This is a genomic window from Martelella sp. FOR1707, from assembly GCF_053484265.1.
In genome coordinates this window covers 1-21,079 of sequence record NZ_JBAKFP010000014.1, presented here as the reverse complement: position 1 = coordinate 21,079, position 21,079 = coordinate 1, and the positions used below count along the sequence as shown (strand labels likewise).

The following is a 21,079-nucleotide window of genomic DNA, read 5'->3' as shown; positions in this document are numbered from 1 at the left end:
GCGCCTGGAACGACGACTATCTCATCGCAGCAATCGCTCATATGCGATAGCCCTGGGGGCGAGGGGGAGCATCCAGAAATCATCGAATATCGCGGAAAGGCCGAGCCTTGCAGGTTTCCCCTTCTCCCCTTGGGGAGAAGGTGGCCGAAGGCCGGATGAGGGAACGGCGCTTGCGTCCGTGCACCATGCTTCGTAAAACCTGCATAGCGAAGCAGGGAGCGAACAGGTGGCGCAAGGGCGGGCGAGATTGTGGACGATACCGCCGGGCGTTTCGTTTCTGGACAGCCTTGCCGCCAGCCTGCTTGAGGGACGGCTGACGGATCGGTTTCGTCATGACCCCCAAAACCCGCTGGCGCTCGCCGATGTGAAAATATTCCTACCCACCCGCCGCGCGGTGCGCGAACTGCGCGCCTCCTTTGCCGCCCAGCTTGGCGGCGAGGCGGCGATCCTGCCGGAAATCCGCGCGCTTGGCGAAGTCGACGAGGATGAGGGCTATCTTGGCGAAAACCTGCCGGAAGCCGGGCAAGCGCTGCCGCCGATCGAGCCGGTGCCGCGCCTGCTGGAGCTTGCCGGGCTGATCTTGCCGTGGCGCAATCGGCTATCCGATGAGCTTGCCGGCCTTCACGGCGGCTCGCCGCTTGTGGCCCCGGCAAGCCCGGCGGATGCGGTCTGGCTTGCCCGCGACCTTGCCGAACTTATCGACGCGATGGAGACAGAAGGGGTCAACTGGGAGCGGCTTTCGGCGCTTGAACAGGACAATTACGCCGTCTGGTGGCAGCTGACCGCCGAATTTCTCGGCATCGCCGCGATCTACTGGCCGGGCCGGCTCGATGAACTCGGCCGGTCCTCTGCGGTCGCCCACCGCAACGGCCTGCTTGCCGGCGAGGCGGAGCGGCTGCGGACCCTTTCATCGCCGGTGATCATCGCCGGCTCCACCGGCTCGGTGCCGGCAGTTGCCAACCTGATCGCGGCGGCGGCGGAGATGGAAAACGGCGTGATCGTGCTGCCCAGCCTCGATACCGCCATGCCGGGTGCGGACTTTCAGGCACTGACCGCCCCCGACCTCAACCCGGCCATGCCCGATCCCTCGATCCGCAGCCATCCGCAATATGAAATGGCGCGGCTGATCGAACGCCTCGGCGTGACGCGCGAAGATTTCGAAACGCTGGAGATGCCGGAGCCGGTAAAGGCTGCCCGCCACGCGGTGCTGGCCGCCGCCTTCGCGCCCGCCGAGGCGACCGATCGCTGGGAGGCATGGCGCGAGACGATTGTGCCGGATGATCTCGCGCGCGGCTTTGCCGATGTCGCGCTGGTCGAGGCGGCCAATGAGCGGCAGGAGGCGGTGGCCGTCGCCATCGCGCTGCGGTTGGCGCTGGAGCAGGAAACCGGGGACGGCCGTCCGGCGCGCGCGGCGCTGATCACGCCCGACCGGGATCTCGCAAGGCGGGTGGCGGCCGAACTCGGGCGGTTTGCAATCGAAGCCGATGATTCGGCCGGTACGCCGCTTGCCGCGACCGGGCAGGGCACGCTGCTGACGCTGATGCTGGAGGCTGCGCTGAAGCCCGGCGACCCGGCAACGCTCGCCGCGCTGCTGAAACACCCGCTGGCCCGCTTCGGCCTGTCGGCCCGTGCCATGCGGGGGGCAAGTGCAGCCTTCGAGCTGATCGCGCTCAGGGGCGGCACGCGGCTGGTTCCGCTCGGTCATCTGGAGGAATTTCTGGATGACGCTCTAGAAAAGCAGAAGGACGACCGGCACCCGCCGCGCTGGCGCTCCGCGCTGCCGAAGACCGCAGCCGATGACGCCCGCGATCTCGCCCGGCGCATCGACGCGGCCCTCGCGCCGCTGATCGAGACCCATGTGCCGCGCGGGCCGGACCGGGCGCCGATCACCGAGAACCTGACGCTTGCCGACTGGGCGGCGCGCACCGGCAGGTCGCTGGAGGCGGTGGCCCGCGATGCGAGCGATGATCTGGCGGCGCTGTGGAGCGGGGAGGCAGGCGAACGATTGGCGGCCGTGCTTTCCGAAATCATGGCCTCCTCCACGCCGATCGAGGCCGACGGGCCGCAATGGATCGAGATCGTCGCGGCGCTTTCGGCCTCCGAGGCGGTCAAGCCGCGCCAGATGGGCAATCCCCGCGTCTTCATCTTCGGCGCGGTCGAGGCGCGGCTGCAGGACATGGACACGATCGTGCTCGGCGGCATGAATGAGGGCGTGTGGCCGACCCAGCCCAAGAACAACCCGTTCCTGTCGCGCGGCATGAAGGCCGAGATCGGGCTGGAGCCGCCGGAAAAGCGGGTCGGCCAGTTGGCGCATGATCTGTGGATGGCCGCTGGCGCGCCGCGTCTGGTGATTTCGCGCGCGCTCCGGCAGGGCACCGCGCCGACGGTGGCAAGCCGCTGGCTGCAGCGGTTGCTTGCCTTTGGCGGCCCCGCGCTTGCCGCCGATCTTCAACGCCGCGGCGCGGTCTATCGCGACTGGGCCGAGGCGCTGGATGCGGCACCGCGCCAGCCGATCCCCGGCCGACCCGCGCCCTATCCGCCGGCCGAGCGCCAGCCGGAGCGCTATTCCTTCTCCGAGATCGGCCGGCTGCGGCGCGACCCCTATGCGGTCTATGCCCAGAAGGTGCTGAAACTCGATCCGCTCCTGCCGTTCAACGCCGATCCGGGCGTCAAGGAGCGCGGCATTCTCTACCATGCGCTGGCCGAACGCTTCATCAAATCAGGAGCGCCGCCGGACAGCGAGGAGGGCCGGGCGGTGATGGACGAGATCATCGCGGAGCTGCTGTTTACGGCCGAGCTTGCGCCGCATCTCGCGGTAAGCTGGGTGCCGCGCCTGCGCTCGGTCGCCGACGAATTCCTGGCCTTCGAGACCCGTCGGCGGGCGCTTGTCCCGATCGAAAAATCGCTGACGGAGGTGCCTGCCGGTTTCGATATTCCGCTGGCGAGCGTGCGGCTTACCGGCATTGCCGACCGGATCGATATGCTGGCCGGCGGCGGGGCCGAGATCATCGATTACAAGACCGGCTCTTCGCCCTCGCTGAAACAGGCGCGCACCCTGCTCGATCCGCAATTGCCGCTGGAGGCGGCGGCGCTTGCGGCGGGCGGCTTCAAGGAAGTCGCGCCGGTGGAGGCGACGAGCCTCAAATATGTGCGGCTGCGGCCCGGCCATCGCTTCATCGGCGAGGCGCTGGAGAAGGCGGAGACGAACAAGGAAGCGGCGATTACCGCGGAGGAACTGGCAGCCGATGCGCTTCGGGAATTCACCCGTTTCGTGATCGCGCTGAAATCCGGCGAGCGGCCCTTCGCCTCGCGGCTGGTGCCGGCGAGCGCGCGCGATTTCTCCGGCGAGTACGACCATCTGGCCCGCGTCGCCGAATGGTCGACCGCTGATGACGGGGAGGGCGGCGATGACGAGTGACAGTGAAACCGCGCCCGGACATGATGCCGATGCGGCGACCTGGCTTTCCTGGACCACCGGCCGCCAGCGGCTCGCCTCCGATCCGGCCCGCTCCGTCTGGGTCTCGGCCAATGCCGGCTCGGGCAAGACCCATGTGCTGACCCAGCGCGTGGTGCGGCTGCTGCTTTCCGGCGCGCGGCCCTCGGCGATCCTCTGCCTCACCTATACCAAGGCGGCGGCGTCCGAAATGTCGAACCGGGTGTTCAGGCGGCTCGCCGAATGGGCGGTGCTGCCGGAAACGGCGCTAGCCGACGAGATCGCCGAAATCGAGGGCACGCGGCCGGATGCGCTGAAGATCGCGATGGCGCGGCGGCTGTTTGCGCATGCGCTGGAAACGCCGGGCGGGCTGAAGATCCAGACCATCCACGCCTTCTGCGAAAGCCTGCTGCACCGGTTTCCGCTGGAGGCCAATGTCGCCGGCCATTTCTCGGTGCTGGACGATACCGCCGCCGCAACCCTTCTGGCCGATGCCCGCCTCGGCCTGCTGACGGCGACCGCCAGTCGCGAGGACCCGGACCTGTCGAAGGCGTTCCAGACCGTGCTGGATATCGCCGATGACAGCGGGCTTGAGAAGCTCCTCGGCGAGATCGTGCGCAACCGCCATGCGGTGCGGCCATTTCTGGAGGGTGCACGCGGGCGGCTCGAAGAGGCGCTGCGGGAGGCCTATGGGTTCAAGTCGGATACTTCGCCCGAAACGATTGCCGGCGAAACGTGGCCGCTGCCGGGGCTAGGCGAGGGCGACTATTCGGCGCTGATCGCGATCGCGCGGGCCGATGGCGGCAGCCGCGCCGGGCAGCTCGCCGAAACGCTCGCCGCAGCCTTCGGCGCGGATGACCCGGTTGTCCGTTTCGGCCTTCTTGAGGAGGCGTTTCTGACCAAGGCCGGCCTTCCGAAGGCGGAGCGCACGCTGGTGTTCAAGAGCCTGCGCGAGAAGGCGCCCGAGATCGCTGAGGCTGTGCTGGCCGCAGCCGAGCACGTTTTCGCCGTGTGCGATACGCTTGCCCGCTATCGGATCTTCGAAAAGACGCTGGCCGCGCTCACCCTCGCCGACCGGCTGGACCGGCGCTACGAGGAACTGAAGCGCAGGCGCGGCAAGCTCGATTTCGAGGACCTGATCGCCCATGCAGCAAGCCTGCTGACGCGGCCCGATTCCGGCCAGTGGATCCACTACAAGCTCGATCAGGGCATCGATCATATTCTGGTGGACGAGGCGCAGGATACCGCCCCGCTGCAATGGGATGTGGTGAGGGCGCTGAGCGAGGATTTCTTCTCCGGCGCGGGCGCGCGGCCGGGGCGGCGCACCATGTTTGCCGTCGGCGACGAGAAGCAGTCGATCTATTCGTTCCAGGGGGCGCGGCCCGAACGCTTCTCCGCCGAGGGCCGGCTGACGGCGCGGCGGGTGGCGGCGATCGATGCCGATTTCGCCCGGATCGGCTTGCCGCTCTCCTTCCGCTCGACGGCTTCGGTGCTTTCGGCGGTCGATCTCGTCTTCTCGGTGCCCGAAAACCGGAAGGGACTTTCGGCGGAGGACGAGGCGACGGTTCATATCTCGAACCGCATCGGCCATCCGGGCCGCGTCGAGGCGTGGGATGTGATCGCGCCGGCGGAAATCATCGAGACCGATGACTGGACCGCGCCGTTTGATGCCACCCCCGACGAAGCGCCGGCGGCGATCCTCGCCCGGCGGATCGCGCACCGTATCGCGGCCATGGTGGGAACCGAGACGCTGGTTGATGGCGATGTCAGCCGGACGGTGCGGGCCGGCGACGTTCTGGTGCTGGTGAGAAAGCGCGATGCCTTCGTCAATGCTCTGACGCGGGCACTGAAATCGCCCTACGACATTCCGGTCGCCGGCGCCGACCGGTTGCGGCTTGCCGATCATATCGCGGTCAAGGACCTGATCGCGCTTGGCCGGTTTGCCGTATTGCCGGAGGACGATCTTTCGCTGGCCGCGATCTTCAAGAGCCCGCTGCTTTCGCTTTCCGAAGACGATCTCTTTGCCGTGGCCGCGATGCGCAAGCCCGGCGAGCATGTCTGGTCGGCGCTGAGAAGGCTTGCGGGCGCCGGCGATGAGACGCTGGCAGCCGCCGTCGAAACGCTGGAACGGGTCATCAACGCCGCGCGGCGGCGCACCGCCTTTGACTTCTACGCCGGGATTCTGGCGCGCGAGGGTGGAAGGCGGGCCTTTCTGGCACGGCTCGGCAGCGAGGCGGGCGATATTCTCGACGAATTCCTCAACGCCGCCAAGGGTCATGAGGATACCGGCCTGCCGGGCCTGCAGAGTTTTCTCGACGTGCTGGAAACCGGCGGGCTGGAGATCAAGCGCGAACAGGATCAGGGCCGCGATGAAGTGCGGATCATGACCACCCATGCCGCCAAGGGGCTGGAGGCGCCGGTGGTGTTTCTTGTCGATGGCGGCGGCAAGCCGTTCGAGCCCCGCAACCTTTCGGGCTTCCGGGTGATGGCGGGCGATGTGCCGGTCTGGCATGGAGCCGCGCGCGATGCCGACAGCATGGTCGCCGCCGATCTCGCCCGGCGCGAGGCGGAGGCGAAGGAGGAATATCGCCGCCTGCTTTATGTCGGCATGACACGCGCCGCCGACCGCCTGATCGTGGCCGGCTATCGCGGTCGTACCGAAGTGCCGGATACCTGGCACCGCATGGTCTGGTCGGCGTTGGAAGGCGATCACCGCGTCAACGAGACGGCGATGGCCGGTCCGGGCGGCGAGGAGTGGCCGGCGCTGGTCTTCGAGGAGAAAATCCCGCCGCGCCGGTTCGATGCGGCCAAGGCCGGCAAGGCCGCAGCCGAGAAACCGCCGCTGCCGGACGCGCTGCTGACGCCGTTTCGCGAGAGCGAACGGCCGCGGCCGCCGCTCAGCCCGTCGCGCGCCGGCGTGGAGGTCGAGGACCCTGCGCCGATGACCGCCTCGCCGCTGTTCGACAGGCCGGAGGTCAATCTGGCGCTGGAGCGCGGCCGGCTGGTGCACCGGCTGTTGCAGATATTGCCGGGCTTTGAAACCGATGACCGCGCCGCCGCCTGCCGGCGCTATCTCGACCGCGCGGCCTTCTCGCTGCCGGAGGAAGAGCGCGCCGCGATTGCGGAAAGCGTGATGACGGTGATCGGCGATCCCCGGCTGCAGCCGCTGTTTGCGCCGTCCGCCCGCCCCGAGGTCTCGATTTCAGGCACCGTGCGCCTTTCAGGCGGGGCCTATACCGTGTCCGGCCGGCTCGACCGGCTGGCGGTTGATGGCGGCCGCGTGCTGCTCGCCGATTTCAAGACCAACCGCAACCCGCCGTGCAATAGTGAGGCGGCGCCCTTCAGTCATGTCGCTCAGATGGCGGTCTATCGCGAAATTCTAAAACCGCTCTACCCGGACCACGAAGTCGACTGCCTGCTGATTTATACTGAAGCTGCGACAGTGCGGGTACTCGGTGACAATGAATTGGCGGAGGCGCTCGCAACACTTTCAAAAAAGTGAATGTTACGGCATTGATTTTTTGTGAAACAGTGCTCACATGCCTATCAACAATTGCGAAAGACGGGCAGGGTACGCCGCTTTCGGCAACGCCAAGGAGTTCTCAAATGACGACAGTCAAGGTCACTACAGCCAATTTCAAGCAGGAAGTGCTTGAGTCCGCCGAACCCGTCGTGGTCGATTTCTGGGCCGAATGGTGCGGCCCGTGCCGGATGATCGGCCCGAGCCTGGAAGAAATCGCCGAGGAAATGAACGGCAAGGTCAAGATCGCCAAGGTCAATGTCGATGACAACCCGGATCTGGCGGTCCAGTACGGCGTCCGTTCGATCCCGATGCTCGCCATGTTCAAGGGCGGCGAACTTGCCGACGTGAAGGTCGGCGCCGCGCCGAAAACCGCGCTTTCGAGCTGGATTTCCGGCGTCGTAGGCTGAAAACAGCCATATTCTATTGTCAGAAAGCCCGCCATTGCGCGGGCTTTTTTTGATCGAGGCGGAACCTGGCGGGTTATGCCGCGTTTTGGCCTTCAGCATAATTATGGCCAAAACGGAGTTTACCTCTTGATGACGACGATGCGTTCTGTTTCGCCCTCTCTTCTCAGCCTGTTTGTTGTTCCCCTGATGCTGCTGCCGGCGACGGCTTTCGGCTTCGAGCCGGAACTCGGCCCGGCAAAACCTTTCTCTTTTGAAACGCTTGCCGAAGAAGCGAAAGCGCTTTCGGAAAAGCCGTTCGAGCCCTATCCGGTGCAGTCCCCGGAACTGTTCGAGAAGATCGATTACGACGCGCACTGGAAGATCAGGTTCCGCGCCGATCACACCGTCGATGTCGGCGATGCGCCGGTGCAGTTCTTTCATCAGGGGCGCTATTTCAAGGAACCGGTGACGATCAATCTGGTCGAGGATGGCGAGGCCCGCGAACTGGTCTACAGCGCCGATTATTTCGACATGCCGGAGGATAGCCCCGCCAAGGCCGTCGAGGATGTCGCGGGCTGGGCGGGTTTCCGGGTGATGCGGCCGGATATGAAGACCGACTGGATTTCATTCCTCGGCGCGTCCTATTTCCGCACCGATGGTCCCGACAAGCAGTACGGCTTGTCGGCGCGCGCGCTGGCGGTCGATACCGGCCTGTCGACGGCGGAGGAGTTTCCGCGGTTCACCGCCTTCTATCTGGAGGAAGACGAGGATGCCGATGAGGGCATCGTCATCTATGCGCTGCTGGACAGCAAGAGCGTCGCCGGGGCCTACCGGATCGAGGCGGAAAACACCGATGGCGAGGGGCAGGTGCTGCATATCCAGAGCCGGCTGTTCTTCCGCGATGCGGTGGAGCGTCTCGGGATTGCGCCGCTGACCTCGATGTACTGGTATTCCGAAACCCACCGCAACATGGCCTTCGACTGGCGTCCGGAAGTGCATGACAGCGACGGGCTGGAGATCGTCACCGGCAGCGGCGAGCAGATCTGGCGACCGCTCAACAATCCCGACCGGGTGGTGACATCAAGCTTTTACGATGACAATCCGCAAGGCTTTGGCCTGATCCAGCGCGACCGCGATTTTGACCACTATCTCGATGACGGCGTGTTCTACAACCGCCGTGCTTCCGCCTGGATCACGCCCGAGGGCGACTGGGGCAAGGGCATGGTGCAGCTCGTGGAGCTGCCGTCGGATGACGAAATCTACGACAATATCGTCGCCTACTGGCTGCCCGAGGACCTGCCGGAGGCCGGCGACGAACGCGATTTCGCCTATACGCTGACCTGGGCCAAGCGTGGGCCTGAAAACGATGCGCTGGCCGAGACCGAGGCGAGCCGGATCGGCCGCGGCGGCGTACCCGGCCAGCCGCGACCGGACGACCAGATCAAGGTCGTGGTCGAGTTTGCGGGCGATGCCGTCTCTGGCCTGACGATGGAAGATGGCGTCGAGCCGCAGGTCTCGGTGGGCCCCGGCGCGGAGCTGCTCGATGCCTTCGCGATGCCGATCGTCGGCACCGATGACTGGCGGCTGACCTATGACCTGAAGTTCGAGGAAGGCGCCGATACCGTCGATGTCCGCGCCTATCTTTCGAAGGATGGCGCGCCGCTGACGGAAACCTGGCTCGGCCAGTTTCACGCCGGCCAGTTCGAGTAAACTTGTCTTTGCCGGGGCGCGGCGCGAAGGCCGATGCCCCGGCAAGGGATGACGCGGCGGCAATTTAGTGCTATAGGCTCGCGCAAACGGGCGGCCTCTATGATAGCGCCCGATGATTTTTCATAGCGTATCAGCGGGTTCGCCCTGCCGCCTGAATGGCCGGCGGCGAACGGCCGCGTTGCCGGAGAGACCATGTCCGTAGCCGAAATCGACCTCGAAGCTCAGCGCGCCCGGCCGCGCCCCGCCGCCGCTCCCGCGCAGGGCAAGTCCACGCTAATTGGTCTTTCCAAGCCGGAGCTTGCCGAGGCGCTTTCCTCGGTCGGGGTTGCCGACAAGCAGATCAAGATGCGCGTCAGCCAGATATGGAACTGGCTCTATGTGCGCGGCGTCTCGGATTTTGCCGAGATGACCAATGTCGCCAAGGATCTGCGGCTGAAGCTGGCGGAAGCCTTCGATATCGCCCGGCCGGAAATCGTCACCGAGCAGATTTCGACCGACGGCACCCGCAAATGGCTGATCCGCTTTCCCTCGCACGGGGCGGGCAAGCCGGTGGAGATCGAAACCGTCTATATTCCGGAAGAAGATCGCGGCACGCTCTGCATCTCCAGCCAGGTCGGCTGCACGCTGACCTGTTCCTTCTGTCACACCGGCACCCAGCGTCTGGTGCGCAATCTGCGGCCCGAGGAAATCCTTGGCCAGCTGCTCGTCGCCCGCGATGCGCTTGGCGATTTTCCGAACCGCGACGCCCCGAACGGCGCCTTTATCCCGGAATCGGACCGCAAGGTCACCAATATCGTGATGATGGGCATGGGCGAGCCGCTCTATAATTTCGAAGCGGTCAAGAAGGCGCTGCTGATCGCGTCTGCCGAGGATGGTCTGTCGCTGTCGAAGCGGCGGATCACGCTCTCGACCTCCGGCGTGGTGCCGGAAATCTACCGCACCGGCGACGAGATCGGCTGCATGCTGGCGATTTCGCTGCATGCGGTGCGCGACGATCTGCGCGACATTCTGGTGCCGATCAACAAGAAATATCCGCTGGAAGAGCTGATCAAGGCCTGCCGCGATTATCCGGGCCTGTCCAACGCCAAGCGCATCACGTTTGAATATGTGATGCTGAAGGACGTCAATGACAGCCTTGAGGACGCCCGCGATCTGGTGAAGCTGCTGAAGGGCGTGCCGGCCAAGATCAACCTGATCCCGTTCAACCCGTGGCCGGGCTCGAACTACCAGTGTTCCGATTGGGAGACGATCGAGCGCTTCGCCGATTTCATCAACCAGGCCGGCTATGCCTCCCCGATCCGTACCCCCCGCGGCCGCGACATTCTGGCGGCCTGCGGCCAGCTCAAATCCGAATCCGAGCGTATGCGCAAGACCGAGCGGCTCGCCTATGAGGCGATGATGATCGCCAATCACGGGGAGTAATTGTGCGGTCTTTCACGCACCGGCTTCGACAACGTCTCGCAACTGGTCATGATGCCGGACAAGCCAGGCGGCGCTGCGCGCCCGCCAGGTGATGCCCCAAAGAGCGGACGCGTCGGTTGTGTCGGGTGTTACGCCTGCCTCGCTCGCTTCGTTTGCAGCGCTTTGGATGGCGAAATCGCGCATCAGACCGATGAAACCGACCCGGTCTGACGTCGGCAGCCCATATCCGTCGAGTAGCAGGCTCACCTGTCGGGCTCTTGCCTCCACAGAGCCGAGATTCAATGCATCGCCAAGATCGTCATCGAAAAGAAGAGCGTTCAGCCAGCAGGCTTGCGCCAGCTCTACCAACGGGTCGACGGGGCCGGCTTCTTCCCAGTCGATCAGGGCGACAGGCAGTTTGTCGCGGGCGATGATATTCCAGGCACCGGTGTCGCAATGTCCTATAACGCCTGCACGGCCTATTGTCCTTCCGAACCAGGGGCGCCAATGTGTATTGTCGGGCGGCACGAACGATGTCGTGGCCTCATGCAGCTTGCGGAGCATTTCTCCAATCAGTGGAAGTGCCTCGTCTTTCCAAGGGTAAGGGTGAACGCTCTCGCCTTCGATGAAGGTGAGCATCTCGCGTCCGCGCTCATCAATGCCAACGCCGACAACGCGCGGCGCATGTTGAAAGCCTACCCGCTCCAAGTGTCGCAAAAGCGCGATCGTCGTCGTCGACCATGGCTGTGACTGTCGAAATACGACGTTATCAAGCGTTGAAACAACGGATCGTCCGCCTTTCAGCGTCACTTCTTCTGTGTGCGCGTGGTCTTTCGGCATTTCAACAGTCTGGCACCAAGAAACCAGAAATCAAGCTTGCGTGCCCAATTGCTACCGCGCCTGCGTGAGCAAAATCTTCACAGCAAACAGCGAGAACACGCCTGCGAACAAGTAGTCGATGGCGCGCAGCACCCGTTTGTGGGTTTTCAGCCAGCCGGAAAGCCGGTGGGCGGCGATGACGATCGCGATCGTCGGCAGGATGGCGACGGAGATGAAGGTGAAGCCGAGGAAGAGCAGCTTGCCGGTGACGTTCGGATCGTTCGGCGTCACGAATTGCGGCAGGAAGGTCATGAAGAAGATGATGACCTTCGGGTTCAGCAGATTGACCCAGAAGCCGTTCGCCATCGCCGCCTTCAGCGAGCCGTGCTTGCGCTCCGGCCTTGCCTCGGCCTCCAGCACGAAATTATTGCCCTTGCGGATCGCCATCACCGCGATCCAGAGCAGATAGGCAGCACCCCCGCTCTTCAGGATGAAGAAGGCGGTGGGCGAGGCGATGATCAGGGCGGAGACCCCGAAGGCGACCAGGATCGTGTGGACGCAGATGCCGAGATTGGTGCCGATCAGAACGGCAAGGCCCGCGGCCCGACCCTCTCTCAGCGCCTTGCTGATCGACAGCGTCATGTCGGGACCGGGGGTCAGCGCCAGAAGCAGGGTTGCGGCGGAAAAGGCGAGGAGAACGGGAAGCGACGGAATGAAATCCATGGGACACCGGTGCAAGGGCGCCAAGCCCTCATTGTGATTGCCGACGAGGTTAACAATCTGTAATGAGGGCGGTGAGGCTTTGCAAGATTCCACACTTTGCGGCAGGGCCGAAACAGGGAAGGGATTATCCTTGCGCGTTCTCGACGAAGCCTTTTTTCCGGAACTGCCGAACTATTATCGCGGCAAGGTCAGGGAAAACTACGATCTGCCGGATGGCCGTCGGATCATCATCACCACCGACCGCATCAGCGCGTTCGACCGGGTGCTGGCTTCGATACCGCACAAGGGCGCGATCCTGACGCAGATCGCCCGGTTCTGGTTCGAGGAAACCGCCGATATTGCCGCCAACCACGTGGTCGCCTATCCCGACCCGAACGTCGTGGTCGGGAAACGTCTCGACATCCTGCCGGTGGAAATCATCGTGCGCGGCTATCTCGCCGGCACCACCGATACCTCGATCCTGACCCGCTACAAGCGCGGCGAGCGGACGATCTACGGCATTACCTTCCCCGATGGCATGCGCGACAACGAGGCGCTGCCGGAACCGATCATTACCCCGACCAGCAAGGCCTTCGACGGCGGTCATGACGAGCCGCTGACGGCGGCCGAGATCGTTGAAAAGGGACTTCTGACGCAGGCCGAGTGGGACGAGGTCTCGTCGACGGCGCTGAAGCTTTTTGCGCGCGGCCAGGAGATCGCGGCGAAGCGGGGGTTGATCCTTGCCGACACCAAATACGAGTTCGGCAAAGATGCCGACGGCAATATCCTGCTGGCCGACGAGATCCATACGCCGGATTCGAGCCGCTACTGGATGGCGGAAAGCTATGACAGCCGGTTTGCGGCGGGCGAACGGCCGGAAAGCTTCGACAAGGATTTTATTCGTTCCTGGGTGGTGGCGCGGTGCGACCCCTATAAGGACCCGATCCCGGAAATCCCCGTCGATGTCGTGCTTGCGGCGTCCAAGGTCTATGGCCAGGCGTTCGAGATGATCACGGGCGAACAGTTTCTTCCGGATGACAGCGGCGAGAGCGTCAAGGCGCGGGTGAGGGCGAACCTCAAGGCCTATTATCCCGACGGGGACTGGGGCTGATGCGCAGACCTCGGCGAACGGGCGCGGAGACGAGAGAGGCGATCCTCGCGACCGCCGAGCGTCTGTTCCGCGCGCGCGGTTTTGCCGCCGTGTCGATCGCCGATATCGCCGCCGAGCTGAACATGTCGCCGGCCAATGTGTTCAAGCACTTCAAGAGCAAGCTGACGCTTGGCCGGGCAATCGCCTATCGCCACGGCCGCAGGCTGGCGGAGCGTTGCAGCATCGAAGATTCATCGGGAGCGCCGGACGAGAAGCTGAGGCTTTTTCTTTCGCGGCTCGCGCGCGAGCATGTCAGCGACAAGCTGGAGAATCAGTACCTTTTCGAAATGATCCCGCTGGTGCTGGAAGATCCCGCCAAGGGCGGGAGAATCTATCGCCGGCTCGTGGAGGACAAACTCTGCGCCCTGATCGCCGAAGCCATGGAGGCCGGCATTTACCGCCCGGGCGACCCGGCGCGCGATGCCGAGGTTATCGTCGACATGCTGGCAAGCGTGCTGCACCCGAAGATGTTGCATTGCGTTGATCCGCCCGCGCTTTCGGACAAGACGGCGCTGATCATCGAGCTGATCGACAGCGGGTTGAAATACCGAGTTGCAAAGTGATGATTTCTGAGATACGTCACTAAGGCAATTAAGGGGCAGTCTGCCTCATTCCGCTCTTGTGTGTGGCAGATATGTTGTTTCCTGCCACGTTTAGACTGTGTTAAGAAAACGACCATTGTTCATTTTCTATTCTGGATAGGTGCCCATGCTGTCGCGCAAGCTTCCGATCGCTGCCTTTACCGTTCTCGCATTCGCGCTCGGCGCTTGCAGTGATGATGGCAAGAACCAACAGGCCGGTCAGCAGCCTCCGCCGCCGAAGGTTGGCGTTATCACGCTGAACGAACAGACGGTGCCGCTGACCACGACCCTGCCGGCGCGTGCGGTTGCCTATCAGTATGCCGAGATCCGCCCGCAGGTGACCGGCATCATCACCAACAAGGCCTTCAAGGACGGTGCCCTGGTGGAAGCCGGCGACCTGCTTTACGAGATCGAAGCCGATACCTACGAGGCCTCTCTTGCGTCCGCGCAGGCCAGTCTCGACAAGGCCAAGGCCGCTGTCCCGGGCGCCAAGGAAAACTATGAGCGCTATCAGCGGATCGTGAACACCGGCGCCACCGAGATCCAGGTAACCGACGCCAAGACCCGCTATGATACCGCACTCGCGGATGTCAGCGCGGCCGAAGCGGCAGTGAAATCGGCGCAGATCAACCTCGATCACACAAAGATTACCGCGCCGTTCGGCGGCGTTCTCGGCGTGTCGAACGTTTCGGTCGGCAACCTCGCCTCGCCGACGTCCTCGACCCCGCTGGTCGATCTCAACCAGCTCGACCCGATCTATGTCGACATGTACGAATCAGCCGGACAGGTTCTGTCGGCCACCGGCAAATATGCCGATTTCAAATCCGAAAGCGATCTGTCCAAGGTCAAGGTGAATGTTCAGCTCGACGACGGCAGCACCTATGACGTGACCGGCAATCTCGATGTTTCGGCCCGCACGGTCGACCAGTCGACCGGCACGGTGAACCTGCGCGCCATCTTCGATAATCCGGATCATGTTCTGCTTCCCGGCATGTTCGTGCGCGCAACGCTGACGGTTGCTGAAGAACAGGGCTATCTCATCCCGCAGCTCGCCGCCCAGATCGAGGCCGGCGGCAAGGTTTCGGCGATGTTCGTGACCTCCGACAACAAGGTCGAGACCAGGGTCTTCGACAATGTAATGGTCTCCAACAATTCCTGGCTGGTGCAGAAGAACGTCTCGGACGGCGACCGTCTGATCGTCGACGGCTTCCAGTCGCTCGTTGGCGGTGTGACCGACGTCACGCCGGTGCCGGCGAAGATCAATGACAAGGGCGTCGTTGTCGATGACACGTCGGGTTCTTCCGGCGGTTCTTCGAGCGGTGGTTCATCAAGCGCTGCAGGATCAACAGGCGGAAATGGCTGAGCGCAAGGCTTGTGCAGGCACCGGAACCAAGCGCTCGAGGTATGATTAATGGCTAATTTCTTTATCAACAGACCCGTTTTCGCCTGGGTGATCGCCATTGTGATCATGCTCATCGGCGGGCTTGGCATATCCCAGCTTCCGATTTCGCAATATCCGCAGATCGCGCCGACGACGATTTCGCTCTCCGCCAGCTATCCGGGCGCGAGTGCGAGAACGGTCGAAACAACGGTGACCAATGTTATCGAAGACGGTCTGACCGGCTTCGATGATATGCTCTATCTCACTTCGACGTCGTCGCCCGGCCTGTCGCAGATCTCGGTGATCTTCGGCCCCGGCATCGATCCGGAAATCGCCCAGGTCGAAGTGCAGAATAAGCTGCAGCTCGTGCAGCCCCAGCTTCCCGACGTGGTGCGCAATCTCGGCATCACCGTCAGCCGCTCGTCCTCCAGCTTCCTGATGGTTGTCGCGCTGACCGACAGCAGCGGCCAGTATTCCGCCGCCGACCTCGGCAATATCATCGACAGCTCGATCAATGACAGCATCGCGCGCCTTGAAGGCGTCGGCAGCGTCCAGGGTTTCTACACGCCCTATGCGATGCGCGTCTGGCTCGATCCCTACAAGCTCAACCAGTACAATCTGACGGTTGCCGACGTTTCCAACGCCATCCAGGCGCAGAACCAGCAGGTTGCTGTTGGCGATGTCGGAGGCAATCCCTCCGTCGAGGGCCAGCAGCTCAGTATTACCGCGGTTTCCGCCACGCAGCTCGAAAACGTGACGGAGTTCGAGAACATCATCCTGAAATCGACGGAGAACGGCGCGACAGTCACGCTCTCGGATGTCGGCAGGGTGGAGCTCGGCCAGCAATACTACCAGTTCTACACCTATTATAACGGCCTGCCGGCTGCCGGCTTCGCCGTCGAGCTCGCCAATGGCGCCAATGCGATCGACACCTCGAAAGCGGTGACCGATTTCATGGACTCGATCAAGCCGTCGCTGCCGCAGGGCGTCGATGTGATCTACCCCTATGACACCACGCCCTTCGTCGAACTGTCGATCGAGCAGGTGGTTCACACCCTGTTCGAGGCGATCGTGCTGGTGTTCGTGGTCCTGCTGGTGTTCCTGCAGAACCTGCGCGCGACGCTCATCGCCACGCTCGTCGTGCCCGTCGTGCTGCTGGGCGCCTTCGGCGTGCTTGCCTTTGCCGGCTTCTCGATCAACACGCTGACCATGTTCGCCATGGTGCTGGCGATCGGCCTATTGGTGGACGACGCGATTGTCGTGGTCGAGAACGTCGAGCGAATCATGCACGAGGACGGTCTGCCGCCGAAGGAGGCGACGCAGAAGTCCATGGGCGAGATCCAGGGCGCGCTGGTCGGTATCGTGATGGTGCTGACGGCGGTGTTCATTCCGATGGCGTTCATCGGCGGCTCCACCGGCATCATCTACCGTCAGTTCTCGATCACAATCGTGGCCGCGATGATCCTGTCGGTTCTGGTGGCGATGATCTTCACCCCGGCGCTGTGCGCGACCTTGCTCAAGCCCGTCGATCCGACCAAGAAGGATCGCGGCCTTTCGGGTTATTTCAACCGCGGCTTCGAACGCGTCACCAATGGCTATATCCACGGCGTCGCGCTCATGCTCCGGTGGCTGATCCCGGTTTTCGCGGTTTTCGCCGTCCTGCTTTTCGGGGTCTACCATTATTTCACCCAGCTTCCCGAATCCTTCCTCCCGGACGAGGACCAGGGCTCGCTGTTCGTGATCGTCAACCTCCCGACGGGAGCGACAACGGAGCGAACCGGCGCCGTCACGGAGCAGGTGGGCGCCTATTTCCGCAACCAGGAAAAGGACGCTGTGCAGGCCGTGTTCACGGTTCTGGGCTTCTCCTTCGCCGGTCAGGGCCAGAACTACGCCATGGCGTTCATCGAGCTGAAGCCGTTCGACGACAGAACGGACAAGAGCCTGACCGCCGCGGCGGTGGCGCAGCGCGCCAACGGCTATTTCTACATGAATGTGCGTGATGCGCAGGTCTATGTGGTGCAGCCGCCGTCAATTCCGGGGCTTGGCCAGTCCACCGGCTGGACCGGCTATGTCGTCGACAGCGGCAATCAGGGCCAGGAGGCGACGCTTGCGGTTACCAACCGGATCATCCGGCAGATGAATCAGGGCGGCATCGCCGCGCAGGTTCGCACCGACACCCAGCCGGATGAAACCCAGCTCAAGCTTGCGATCGATGATCAGAAAGCCGGCGCCTATGGCGTCAGCATCGCCGAAGCGACAGGAATGCTGGCGACCATCTATGCCGGCTCGAACATCAACAACTTCACGCTCGACGACAAGGTGAAGAAGGTCTACGTGCAGGGCGATACGCCCTACCGCATGCAGCCGGAGGACATCTATCGCTGGTATGCCCGCAATCTCAGCGGCGACATGGTGCCGTTCTCCGCCTTCACCGATATCGAATGGACTACCGGCGCGCCGTCGCTGGCGCACTACAACGGCAACTCCGCCGTGGATATCCAGGGTTCGACCCTGCCGGGCTTTGCCTCCGGCCAGGCCATGGACCAGCTTGTCGACATGGTGGAACAGACCCCCGGCGGCTTCACCGTGGCGTGGACGGATATGTCTCTGCAGCAGGTGATCTCCGGCAATGAGGTGACGTATCTCTATATGATCTCGGTGCTGTTCGTGTTCCTCTGCCTTGCCGCGCTTTATGAAAGCTGGAGCATTCCGTTCGCGGTGATCCTGGCGGTTCCGGTCGGCATTCTCGGCGCGGTTCTGGCGGCGAACCTGCGGGGCATGGAGAATGACATCTACTTCAAGGTCGGCATGCTCACCACAATGGGCCTGGCCGCGAAGAACGCCATTCTGATCGTGGAATTCGCGCGCGAGCAGAGCGAGAAGGGCGATTCGCTCTACGACGCCACCCTTCACGCCGCCCGCATGCGGTTGAGGCCGATCATCATGACCTCGCTCGCCTTCATCCTCGGCGTCACGCCGCTGGTGCTGGCGACGGGCGCCGGTTCGGCCGCGCAGAATGCCATCGGCACGGCCGTGTTCGGCGGCATGCTGGCGGCAACCACCCTTGGCATCTTCTTCGTTCCCTCGTTCTTCGTCGCCGTATGCCGCATCATGGGCATAGGCAAGAAGGACGAGAAAGCGGCAGAAGAGCAACAGGCGGTTTAAAACCGGGTTAACCATATTGCGCCGGGCGCGGCCCGGCGCTTACTAATAGGCCGTTGGTCCGCGTCGCGGATCGGCAGAACTGACAGGATATTTTCAGATGTTGTTGCGCCGTATTGCATCCGTTCCGCTGCTCATGGTTTTCCTGTCCGGCTGTGTCGTCGGGCCGGATTACGTGGCGCCGACAGCGGCGCTGCCGGACAAGTTCAGCGAAGGCAGCAGCCAGCCGGTCGGCGACGTGACCGATGTCGCCTGGTGGAGCGCATTCAACGATCCGCTTCTGACCAGCTATGTCCAGCAGGGCATGGTGCAGAACCTTTCGGTGCTGCAGGCGCTCGAGAGGATCGTGCAGGCCGAGACCAATGTCGTGTCCGCGACGGCGGGGGCCTATCCCCAGGTCAACCTCAACGGTTCGGATACGGTCGGGGCTTCCGGCGGCGACGGCGCCTCCCCTCAGTCGCGCAAGATCACCAACACCTTCGGCGGATCGGTGCCCGTGTCCTGGGTGCTTGATCTTTTCGGTCTTTACGCCCGCTCCGGCGAGGCCGCGCTCGACCAGCTCGATGCCGCCTATGCCAGCGCGGATGTCGCCAAGCTCACCCTGATCTCCCAGCTGATCGACTCCTACATCGCCGCCCGGCTCTATCAGGAGCGTCTGGCGATCGCGCGCTCCAACCTAAACAGCCGACGCGAGACGCTGCGGCTTACCCAATTCCAGCTCGAGGCCGGCGCTGCCTCTCGGCTCGACGTGGTCCAGTCGGAAGGCCTGGTGAACGCTCAGCTTTCCACGATCCCGCAGCTTGAAGCCGATTACCGCAAGCAGGTCTATGCGCTGTCGACGCTGATGGGGCTTCCGGCCGCAACGCTGATCGACCAGATGAATAAGGTGAAGCCGATCCCGGTGGCCAAGGCGCGCCTTGCGTCCGGCGTTCCCGCCGACCTGATCCGGAACCGGCCCGATATCCGCGGCGCGGAACGCAATCTGGCCGCCGCGACCGCCAATATCGGCGTCGCAGAGGCCCAGCTCTATCCGTCGATTTCCCTTGGCGGCACCATCCAGGCCAGCGTTTCGGGAAGCTCGCTTGGCAATGCCGGCGTGTCGTCCTGGTCTTTCGGTCCGACGCTCAACCTGCCGATCTTTGATGGCGGCGCGCTCCGGGCCAATGTGACAAAATCCGAATCCCAGGCGCGCGAGGCCTATCTCGCCTGGAAGCAGACCGTGCTCAACGCGGTTCAGGAAGTCGAATCGGCGCTGGCGCAGGTTACCCGCGATGGCCGTACCGTGGCATCGCTGCGGGCGACCGTCGCCTCCTATCGCGACGCCCTGTCGCTTTCGACCTCGAGCTACAAGGATGGCGCGATCTCGCTGCTGGATGTGCTCGATGCACAGCGCGCGGTCTCCGATGCGGAAGCCAATCTCGCCAATGCGATCGCCCAGCAGGCCAGCGATTTCGTTGCGCTCAACGTGGCGATCGGCGGCGGTTACGCCGCCCAGTAAAAGCGGCGTCAGCGCCGCTCGAATTTTTCCGTCCAGCTTGCAAGCGCTCCCCTCTGCGGGAGCGTTTCTGCTTCATAGACCCCGCGCGCGATCGCCCGCGCCATCGTGCTCGCCGCCAGCATGCAGATCTCGGCAAAGGCAAAGTCATCAGAAGCCTGCTTTTCGCCGGTCGCCGCCGACAACACCGTGTCGCCATCGAAGGGAAGATGCGCCGGCTGGATCGCGCGGGCGAGGCCGTCATGGGCCATCACGGCCAGACGATGGCATTGCTGTTTTGAAAGCCGCGCGTTGGTGGCCACCACGCCGATCGTCGTTGCGGTGGTCGGCCCGCCCTTGATGGCGAGATGATGGGCATCCGCCGGCATGGTCGCGGGCAGGCCGCGGCCGCCAAACTCGCCGTCGCGCTCGAGGCTGCCTGCCCAGAAAAAGGGGCTGTCCCCCATGGTCACGCTGCCCATGGCATTGACGGCCACCAGCGCCGCCACCGTGAAGCCCGCAGCGCTGACCGCGCTCGCGGAACCAAGTCCGCCCTTGAGATTGACCGTCGTGGCGCCGGTTCCGGCGCCGACCGTGCCGAGCGCGAACGGTCCCTTCTGGGCGTTGCGATAGGCCTGATAGCCGAGATCGCGGTAGGGCGCATGCAGCCCCCAGTCCTTGTTGCCGCCATTGAGAAGGTCCATCAGGATGGCGCCGGGCACGATCGGGATCAGCGCCGGGCCGATCGCAAGTCCGCGCCCGTCGGCGCGAAGGCCGGACTGCACGCCGCCGGCCGCATCAAGTCCGAAGGCCGAGCCGCCGGACAGCACGAAGGCATCCACCGTCTCGACCGTGCGGGCCGGATCGAGCAGAAGCTGGTCCCGGCTTCCCGGCGCGCCGCCGAGCGCGAGGCCGGAGGCAACCGCAGGCCGGTCGAAGATGATCGCGGTGACGCCCGAAGCGAGGTCGAGATCATGCGCGTGCCCGACTGAAATGCCGTCGATATCGGTAATGAGATTATTCATGAACCTGCCTTCCGGTGCTGTTTCCCAATGAAGACAGGCCCTCCGGGGCTGTCGCGGTCAATGGGAAACAGGAAATTCGCAAATAAATGCGCTTTTTTGAAAATACCTTGTTGACTTCGAGGGCCGGTTCACCCTATATGCGCATCACCGACGGGGTCGACGGTCGCTCTCGCGAACAAACACTGTTGACCCTAATTTCGCCAATTAGCTCTGCTGATTGACGTGTTTGAACTCAAAAGGTTTGGCACGCGAAACGGAATTTTGACGGATGGTTCCATCCGTCGGTTATTTGGACAATTGAATATGTGAAGAAAGAGAAACGTGGCGAGCGG

At 63.6% G+C, this 21,079-nt stretch carries 13 protein-coding genes; 10 read left to right on the top strand and 3 right to left on the bottom strand.

The window, feature by feature from the left end:
- The first annotated feature begins 247 nt into the window (after positions 1 to 247).
- From addB to rlmN, 5 genes are all read left to right on the top strand, one after another.
- Entirely contained in the window at positions 248 to 3,418 is a 3,171-nt protein-coding gene (gene addB / locus V6765_RS24005) for a double-strand break repair protein AddB (protein ID WP_448433124.1), read from the top strand.
- A complete protein-coding gene (gene addA / locus V6765_RS24000; protein ID WP_448433123.1) occupies positions 3,408 to 6,935 on the top strand; it encodes a double-strand break repair helicase AddA in 3,528 nt (1,175 codons plus the stop codon). Before addB ends, addA begins: the two co-directional genes overlap by 11 nt.
- Positions 6,936 to 7,039: 104 nt before the next feature.
- Positions 7,040 to 7,363 carry a thioredoxin gene (gene trxA / locus V6765_RS23995; RefSeq protein WP_448433122.1) on the top strand — a complete coding sequence of 108 codons (324 nt, stop codon included), beginning with the start codon at positions 7,040 to 7,042 and terminating at the stop codon, positions 7,361 to 7,363.
- A 129-nt stretch (positions 7,364 to 7,492) separates the two neighbouring features.
- Entirely contained in the window at positions 7,493 to 9,052 is a 1,560-nt protein-coding gene (locus V6765_RS23990) for a glucan biosynthesis protein (RefSeq protein ID WP_448433121.1), read from the top strand.
- A gap of 192 nt (positions 9,053 to 9,244) precedes the next feature.
- Positions 9,245 to 10,474 (top strand): 23S rRNA (adenine(2503)-C(2))-methyltransferase RlmN, encoded by a 1,230-nt coding sequence (gene rlmN / locus V6765_RS23985; RefSeq protein ID WP_448433120.1) that lies wholly within the window; start codon positions 9,245 to 9,247, stop codon positions 10,472 to 10,474.
- A 12-nt stretch (positions 10,475 to 10,486) separates the two neighbouring features.
- On the opposite strand, the gene V6765_RS23980 is transcribed toward rlmN, so the two are convergent.
- A complete protein-coding gene (locus V6765_RS23980; protein ID WP_448433119.1) occupies positions 10,487 to 11,293 on the bottom strand; it encodes an aminoglycoside phosphotransferase family protein in 807 nt (268 codons plus the stop codon).
- 51 nt (positions 11,294 to 11,344) lie between these two features.
- Entirely contained in the window at positions 11,345 to 11,995 is a 651-nt protein-coding gene (locus tag V6765_RS23975) for a LysE family translocator (RefSeq protein ID WP_448433118.1), read from the bottom strand.
- A gap of 130 nt (positions 11,996 to 12,125) precedes the next feature.
- Between V6765_RS23975 and V6765_RS23970 the strand changes: the two genes are divergently transcribed.
- The 5 genes from V6765_RS23970 (at position 12,126) to V6765_RS23950 (ending at position 19,746) form a co-directional block, all read left to right on the top strand.
- A complete protein-coding gene (locus V6765_RS23970) occupies positions 12,126 to 13,085 on the top strand; it encodes a phosphoribosylaminoimidazolesuccinocarboxamide synthase (RefSeq protein ID WP_448433117.1) in 960 nt (319 codons plus the stop codon).
- On the top strand, positions 13,085 to 13,687 hold the full coding sequence (locus V6765_RS23965; RefSeq protein WP_448433116.1) for a TetR/AcrR family transcriptional regulator: 603 nt from the start codon (positions 13,085 to 13,087) through the stop codon (positions 13,685 to 13,687). The genes V6765_RS23970 and V6765_RS23965 overlap by 1 nt, the downstream gene beginning before the upstream one ends.
- 145 nt (positions 13,688 to 13,832) lie before the next feature.
- Positions 13,833 to 15,068 (top strand): efflux RND transporter periplasmic adaptor subunit, encoded by a 1,236-nt coding sequence (locus V6765_RS23960; protein ID WP_448433115.1) that lies wholly within the window; start codon positions 13,833 to 13,835, stop codon positions 15,066 to 15,068.
- Positions 15,069 to 15,116: 48 nt separating this feature from the next.
- Entirely contained in the window at positions 15,117 to 18,251 is a 3,135-nt protein-coding gene (locus V6765_RS23955; RefSeq protein WP_448433114.1) for an efflux RND transporter permease subunit, read from the top strand.
- Positions 18,252 to 18,348: 97 nt separating this feature from the next.
- On the top strand, positions 18,349 to 19,746 hold the full coding sequence (locus tag V6765_RS23950; RefSeq protein WP_448433113.1) for an efflux transporter outer membrane subunit: 1,398 nt from the start codon (positions 18,349 to 18,351) through the stop codon (positions 19,744 to 19,746).
- Between the two features lie 8 nt (positions 19,747 to 19,754).
- Here the strand turns inward: V6765_RS23950 and V6765_RS23945 are convergent, their stop codons facing one another.
- Positions 19,755 to 20,747, bottom strand: coding sequence for a P1 family peptidase (locus V6765_RS23945; protein WP_448433112.1), 993 nt, complete (start codon positions 20,745 to 20,747; stop codon positions 19,755 to 19,757).
- Positions 20,748 to 21,079: the final 332 nt, after the last annotated feature.

Bases quoted from the DNA above. Each gene is read 5' to 3' on its own strand.
- trxA (WP_448433122.1), top strand. From the start codon at position 7,040: ATGACGACAGTCAAGGTCACTACAGCCAATTTCAAGCAGGAAGTGCTT.
- V6765_RS23990 (WP_448433121.1), top strand. From the start codon at position 7,493: ATGACGACGATGCGTTCTGTTTCGCCCTCTCTTCTCAGCCTGTTTGTT.
- V6765_RS23950 (WP_448433113.1), top strand. From the start codon at position 18,349: ATGTTGTTGCGCCGTATTGCATCCGTTCCGCTGCTCATGGTTTTCCTG.
- V6765_RS23980 (WP_448433119.1), bottom strand. From the start codon at position 11,293: ATGCCGAAAGACCACGCGCACACAGAAGAAGTGACGCTGAAAGGCGGA.
- V6765_RS23945 (WP_448433112.1), bottom strand. From the start codon at position 20,747: ATGAATAATCTCATTACCGATATCGACGGCATTTCAGTCGGGCACGCG.
- V6765_RS23960 (WP_448433115.1), top strand. From the start codon at position 13,833: ATGCTGTCGCGCAAGCTTCCGATCGCTGCCTTTACCGTTCTCGCATTC.
- V6765_RS23975 (WP_448433118.1), bottom strand. From the start codon at position 11,995: ATGGATTTCATTCCGTCGCTTCCCGTTCTCCTCGCCTTTTCCGCCGCA.
- rlmN (WP_448433120.1), top strand. From the start codon at position 9,245: ATGTCCGTAGCCGAAATCGACCTCGAAGCTCAGCGCGCCCGGCCGCGC.
- V6765_RS23955 (WP_448433114.1), top strand. From the start codon at position 15,117: ATGGCTAATTTCTTTATCAACAGACCCGTTTTCGCCTGGGTGATCGCC.
- V6765_RS23965 (WP_448433116.1), top strand. From the start codon at position 13,085: ATGCGCAGACCTCGGCGAACGGGCGCGGAGACGAGAGAGGCGATCCTC.
- addA (WP_448433123.1), top strand. From the start codon at position 3,408: ATGACGAGTGACAGTGAAACCGCGCCCGGACATGATGCCGATGCGGCG.